This window comes from Natronospira sp. (genome assembly GCF_007134575.1).
GTDB classification, from domain to species: Bacteria; Pseudomonadota; Gammaproteobacteria; order Natronospirales; family Natronospiraceae; genus Natronospira; species Natronospira elongata.
The window spans coordinates 1-5,477 of the sequence record NZ_SLKM01000038.1; the positions used below are offsets into that span (position 1 = coordinate 1).

Genomic DNA, 5,477 nt, shown 5'->3' on the forward strand with positions numbered 1-5,477 from the left:
CCGGAGGCCAGGGTGTCGGCCACGGCATCGGCAAGGCGCTGCTGCTCTTCGCGCACGCGAAAATCCGGCAGGCTCTTTGCCAGGGGGCCATCGTCCCCCAGCAGGCCGAAAAGGGTCTTGGCGGGCTGCTGATCCATGGCGCGCATATTACAGGCACGGGCGGCTTTTCTCACGCCCAGGGGACTGCGCCGCTGCCGTTCGTCGCGCGCCTGTCATGGAATCGTCACATGGACTGGCGAGCAGCCCTTGGGGCCCGCTATACTCGGCACCCTCGCCTGTACCCCGAAATTTCGAGCAAGGAAACAGAGGTCCCCATGACAACTTCCAACGCGACACTCGCCCGCTGGGTGGACGAGGTAGCTCGACTGACTCGTCCGGAACGGATTCACTGGTGCGACGGCAGCGAGGCGGAAGATGCCCGCCTGATTGAGGCCATGCTGGAATCCGGCGAACTGACCCGCCTCAATGAGAAAACCCATCCTGACTGCTATCTGCACCGCTCCGACCCCGCCGATGTGGCACGCGTGGAGCACCTGACTTTCGTCTGCACCGAGGACCGCGAAGACGCCGGCCCCAATAACCACTGGATGGCACCGGATGAGGCCCGGGAAAAAATGCTGGGCCTGTTCGAGGGCTGCATGGAAGGGCGCACCCTGTATGTGGTGCCTTACTGCATGGGTCCGATCGACTCTCCCCTCTCCCGCTGCGGTGTGGAGATTACCGATAGCCCCTACGTGGTAATCAATATGCGGCGCATGACCCGTATGGGCCAGGCCGCGCTGGAGCGCATCGAGCGCGAGGGCAGCTTCGTCAAGGGCCTGCATTCCACCGGGGAGCTGGACCCGGAACGGCGCTTCATCATGCATTTCCCGGAATCACTGGAAATCATGAGCTTTGGTTCCGGCTATGGCGGCAATGCCCTGCTGGGCAAGAAATGCCACGCCCTGCGAATCGCCAGCCACCAGGCCCGCCAGGAGGGCTGGCTGGCAGAACACATGCTGATTGTGGGTATTGAGAATCCCAGGGGTGAAACCCATTACGTGGCGGCAGCCTTCCCGTCGGCCTGTGGCAAGACCAATCTGGCCATGCTGATCCCCCCGGAAAGTCACAAGGGTTGGAAGATCTGGACCGTGGGGGACGACATTGCCTGGCTGCATCCGGGCGAGGATGGCCGCCTCTGGGCCATCAACCCGGAAGCCGGCTATTTCGGCGTGGTCCCGGGCACGAGTCCCAAGACCAATCCCAATGCCTACGACATGATTACCCAGGACACCATCTTCACCAACGTGGCGGTGACCGAGGATAATCAGCCCTGGTGGGAAGGCAAAAAGGACGGTGAGCCTGCCTATGACTGGCAGGGCCGCCCCTACAATGCGGACATGGGCCCGGCCGCTCATCCCAACTCCCGCTTTACCGTCTCGGCAAACAATAATCCCAGCCAAAGCCCGGAAGCGGAATCACCCCGTGGCGTCCCCATCTCGGCCATTCTCTTCGGCGGCCGGCGCAAGGATGTGGCCCCGCTGATTTTCGAAGCCCGGGACTGGAATCACGGCGTGCTGGTGGGTGCCGGCATGGCCTCTGAAACCACCGCCGCAGCTACCGGTGCTCAGGGCGTGGTCCGTCGTGACCCCATGGCCATGAAGCCCTTCTGTGGCTACAACTTCGCCGATTACTGGGACCACTGGATCCGCGTGGGGAACAAACTGGACAAGGCGCCGAAGATCTTCCATGTCAACTGGTTCCGCCAGGATGGCAATGGCAAGTTCATCTGGCCCGGTTTCGGTGAAAACCTGCGGGTACTGCGCTGGGTGCTGGACCGCAGCCACGGCGATGCCGAAGCGGTGGAATCCCCCATCGGTTACCTGCCCACTCTGGACGGGATTGACCAGACCGATCTTGATCTGGATCGAGACGCCATGGAGGGTCTTTTGAGTATCGACGAAGGTCTCTGGCGTTCGGAAATGACCGAAATCGGTGATTTCCTGGGGCAGTTCGGTGAGCGCGTGCCCGATCAGCTGATGGAGGAATTCCGTCGTGTTCGCGAGGCCCTGAACAAGCAGCAAGCCAAGGCTGCCGGCGAGCGACGCTAGCCCAATATTGGCAAGCTGTAACGATGGGCCGGGCCCTGCTGCGGGTGCGAATGAATTAATCAGAGGTTCCTTTATTCTTCCTGCATGTCCTCGTCCATGCGTCGGGCCCAGACCATGGCTTCGGTCTGAATCTGATTGATCCGCCTCAAAGGGATGCCCAAACGCCGGGACCCGGCCCGGATTGCCTCCACATCAAAATGATCGCAGGCCCGCGCCAATTCCAGGTAGGGATGATAGGGTCCGCTGCCATCCACCAGTGCCTGACTGATCGGCTCCTGCAGGTTGAGGCTCCTCACCGCCTCCTCCAGGCTCATGCCGAGAAGGACATCCAGCATGGAGAACATGCCGCACATGAAAAGGGGGTCACGATGATTGCTGCCCAAATGGTTTATGCCCAGCATCTCCGTCGTCCGTCCCCGAATCAAGGCTGTCCGGAGCAAGGCACGGGGAGCGGCATTCTTGCCACCATGGCGCATCATCATCATGCTGAGCCAGCGCGCCAGGTGCGTCTTGCCCAACATCACCAGCGCATGACGAAGCGAGGTAACCTTCTCCGGCAGCCCCATGCCCGGGCTGTTGATATAGCGGAGGATGTTAAAGGACAGAGCCACATCCTGCTTGAATTCCGTTTCAACGACCTCTCTGGGTGCATCGGATAGCACCAGATTGAACAGACGGGCGACCCTCTGAGATTGGGGATCAACCCGGCGCATGTGCAGGGTCTCCGGGCGAGCAAAAAAGTAACCCTGGTAGTAATTCATGAACAGGGAGCGAGCTCGGCGAAAATCTTCTTCACTTTCCACTTTTTCGGCTACCAGGCGCAGGCCATGCCCCCGTAGACTCCGCACCTCCGAGTGGAGCTCCCGTTCGGAGAGGTCTCCGGTACTGAGCTTGATGAAGTCCAGTTGCCGCAGCAGCCCACTAGGCGCGTCCTTGGTTCGAAAATTGGTCATGGCAAAGCGGTAGCCCAATCGCTTCAATTCCGCCATTCGTGCCAGGATATCGTCGTCGACCTTGATCTTCGCGGGCAGATCCAGAATGATCTTCTTTGTGGGAAGAATTTCCAGCAGCGGGTGCTCCAGCATCTCCGGGGGCACCTTGATAAAGGCCACTGCATCCCCGAGCACCCGATCCAGTCCGAGGTTGTTCAGAGTATTGAGAAGCACATCACCGGTCGCGGCGACGTCGTCATGAACATCCGCGGCGTCGGCCCGCAAATCACCTCGAAACAACAATTGGTAGGCAACGATTTCACGGCGGTTGTTGACGATGGGCTGCCGCCCCACAAACAACTCCGGCAATGTCGGCCTGGGTGCCTCCTGCGAGGATCCGGCCTGGCCATTGTTCGCTGCCTGGCCAGACTCGGCCCCGGCCTTGGAGGGAGCAGGCTGGGCTGACCTCACCGGTCTGGCCTCTCCCTGCCAGCTTTCCCTGATTCTCTGCAGTATGGTCCTGAGCATATCCGCTCCTTGGAGTAATGAAACAAGCCGGTCGCCTCAATGGGGCGTCACCCACATCCCTCATGCCGTTTTGTCACCCAATCTGATCATCTGTACCTGGGCAGCCATCAGACAGTTTAGCGTCAATTCCGGCCTTGCAAAGGTCAAATCGACCTCTGAATCATCCAAATTCCACCTTGCTTCGGCTATCCTCAACCATTAGGGGACGTTCGCATTGCTGTCTGGGGGAATTGCATTATGGATGAATCTGACGAAATCGATTCAGACCCGCGGATTCAATTCCGCACAGATCAAACCCGAAAGGAACTCCTGGCGAGCAACAAACAGCCACTGGGAGAGATGACGCTGGCAAAACTGAATGAAGCCATCGCTACCGCCGGGCATGGGGATTGTCAGCTTCAGTCAAAACAGCTCAATACCTTTCTGAAGGAAGCGAAAACCGGCACGGTATCCAATTTCCCCATCGGCCTTCTCGCCGACGGCGAAGTCAACCTGCGGATTGACAAGGATGGTCTGCAAGCCTGGCTTCGAGTCTCGGCCCCGGCCGGCGGCGTCCCGGTAACTCTGGAGGAAGTGTTGGACCTTCTTCGCGCCGAGTCACTGGAGGAAGGCGTCGATCTGGAGCGGGTCAAAAACATTGTCCAGCGTGCCGATGGTGAAGATCATCTCATCGCCGAAGGGCGTGCACCGGAGAACGGACACGACGCCTGGTTTGAGCCACTGGTCCCTCATATGGTGGACCGCAGGCCCCGCATTGACGATAGCGAGAGAGCCGATTTCAGAGACCTGGGTGGGGTCATCACCGTCGAACGGGGTCAGCCATTGCTGCGGCGTCACCCGCCCACTGAGGGCACGGCCGGGGTGGATGTGACCGGCCTGCCCATCCCGGCGAAAGCCGGCAAGGATCAGCGTCTGAAGGCCGGCAAGCGCGGGGTCGAAATCAGTGCCGATGATCCGGATGTGCTGGTGGCATCCATTGATGGACAACCCATCTGGAAGGGGGATTCGGTCACCGTCAGCCCGGCCCTGGACCTGGATGCGGTGGACCTTTCCACTGGCAATATCGATTTCAATGGCAGTGTCCGGGTCCGGGGAGAAATTGCCCATGGAATGCGGGTCCGCGCCAGGGACGACATTATTGTCTCCGGGACGGTGGATGGCGCCCATCTGGATGCCGGGGGAGATATCGTCATTCGCGGCGGCGTGATCGGCCAGCGGCGCCGGGGCCGAGTTGACTTCAATGCCGTCATACAGTGCGAGGGCTCGGTGGAAGCCCGCTTTGTGGAACATGCCTTGATCCGCTGCGGTGGGGACCTGATGGTTCGAGACCTGATTGCCCATTCCGAAGTGGAGGCCGGCCCAAAGCTGGTGGTCGGGGCGCGCGGCACACGCAAGGGACACATTCTCGGCGGTCGCTATGATGCCTATGAAGTCATCAGAGCCGTCCAGTTGGGCGGGCCCTCCGGTGCCGAATCCAGCCTACGCGTTGGCAATGCCTTCCGACTCAAGAAAACCATCCGCCGCTTGGAAAGAAGACTGACTCAGGCGGAACTGCCCCCGGAAGAGGTCGATGATTTGCGGGAACGACTTTCAAAGCTGAATGCACTCGCCCGCCGGCTCCAGGAAGATGCCTGCATCGCTGCAAAAGACGTTGTTTTCGCCAAGGTTTGCATGCAAATAGGCTCAGTTTCGCGACAGTTCACTCAGGAAAGCCCGGCCGGAACCTATCGCCGACGCCAGAACCGAATCGATGTGGATACCAATGCCTGACTGCGGGCCCTCACCGCCTATCAGGCCAGCGGCTGCGACCAGCCGGGAATCCTGCATTTCTCCCGATCCTGGGCTACAATGAGGACTAGAGATCAGGCAGTAAATTTCTTCCTGGCCTTGGGCCACGAGGAGATCGACGATGGAAATCGGTAACAGC

General features: G+C 60.1%; 3 protein-coding genes. 2 read left to right on the plus strand and 1 reads right to left on the minus strand.

Features of this window, described 5'->3' with window-relative positions:
- Positions 1-227 precede the first annotated feature (227 nt).
- Positions 228-2,090, plus strand: a complete 1,863-nt coding sequence (locus tag ACJWXQ_RS01480; RefSeq protein WP_346049462.1) for a phosphoenolpyruvate carboxykinase (GTP) — start codon at positions 228-230, stop codon at positions 2,088-2,090.
- A gap of 71 nt (positions 2,091-2,161) precedes the next feature.
- Here the strand turns inward: ACJWXQ_RS01480 and ACJWXQ_RS01485 are convergent, their stop codons facing one another.
- Positions 2,162-3,550: an EAL domain-containing protein gene (locus tag ACJWXQ_RS01485; RefSeq protein ID WP_346049460.1), complete on the minus strand. Its 1,389-nt coding sequence runs from the start codon at positions 3,548-3,550 to the stop codon at positions 2,162-2,164.
- A gap of 237 nt (positions 3,551-3,787) precedes the next feature.
- On the opposite strand from ACJWXQ_RS01485, the gene ACJWXQ_RS01490 reads away from it, so the two are divergent.
- Positions 3,788-5,320 (plus strand): FapA family protein, encoded by a 1,533-nt coding sequence (locus tag ACJWXQ_RS01490; RefSeq protein ID WP_346049458.1) that lies wholly within the window; start codon positions 3,788-3,790, stop codon positions 5,318-5,320.
- The last annotated feature ends 157 nt before the right edge of the window (positions 5,321-5,477 follow it).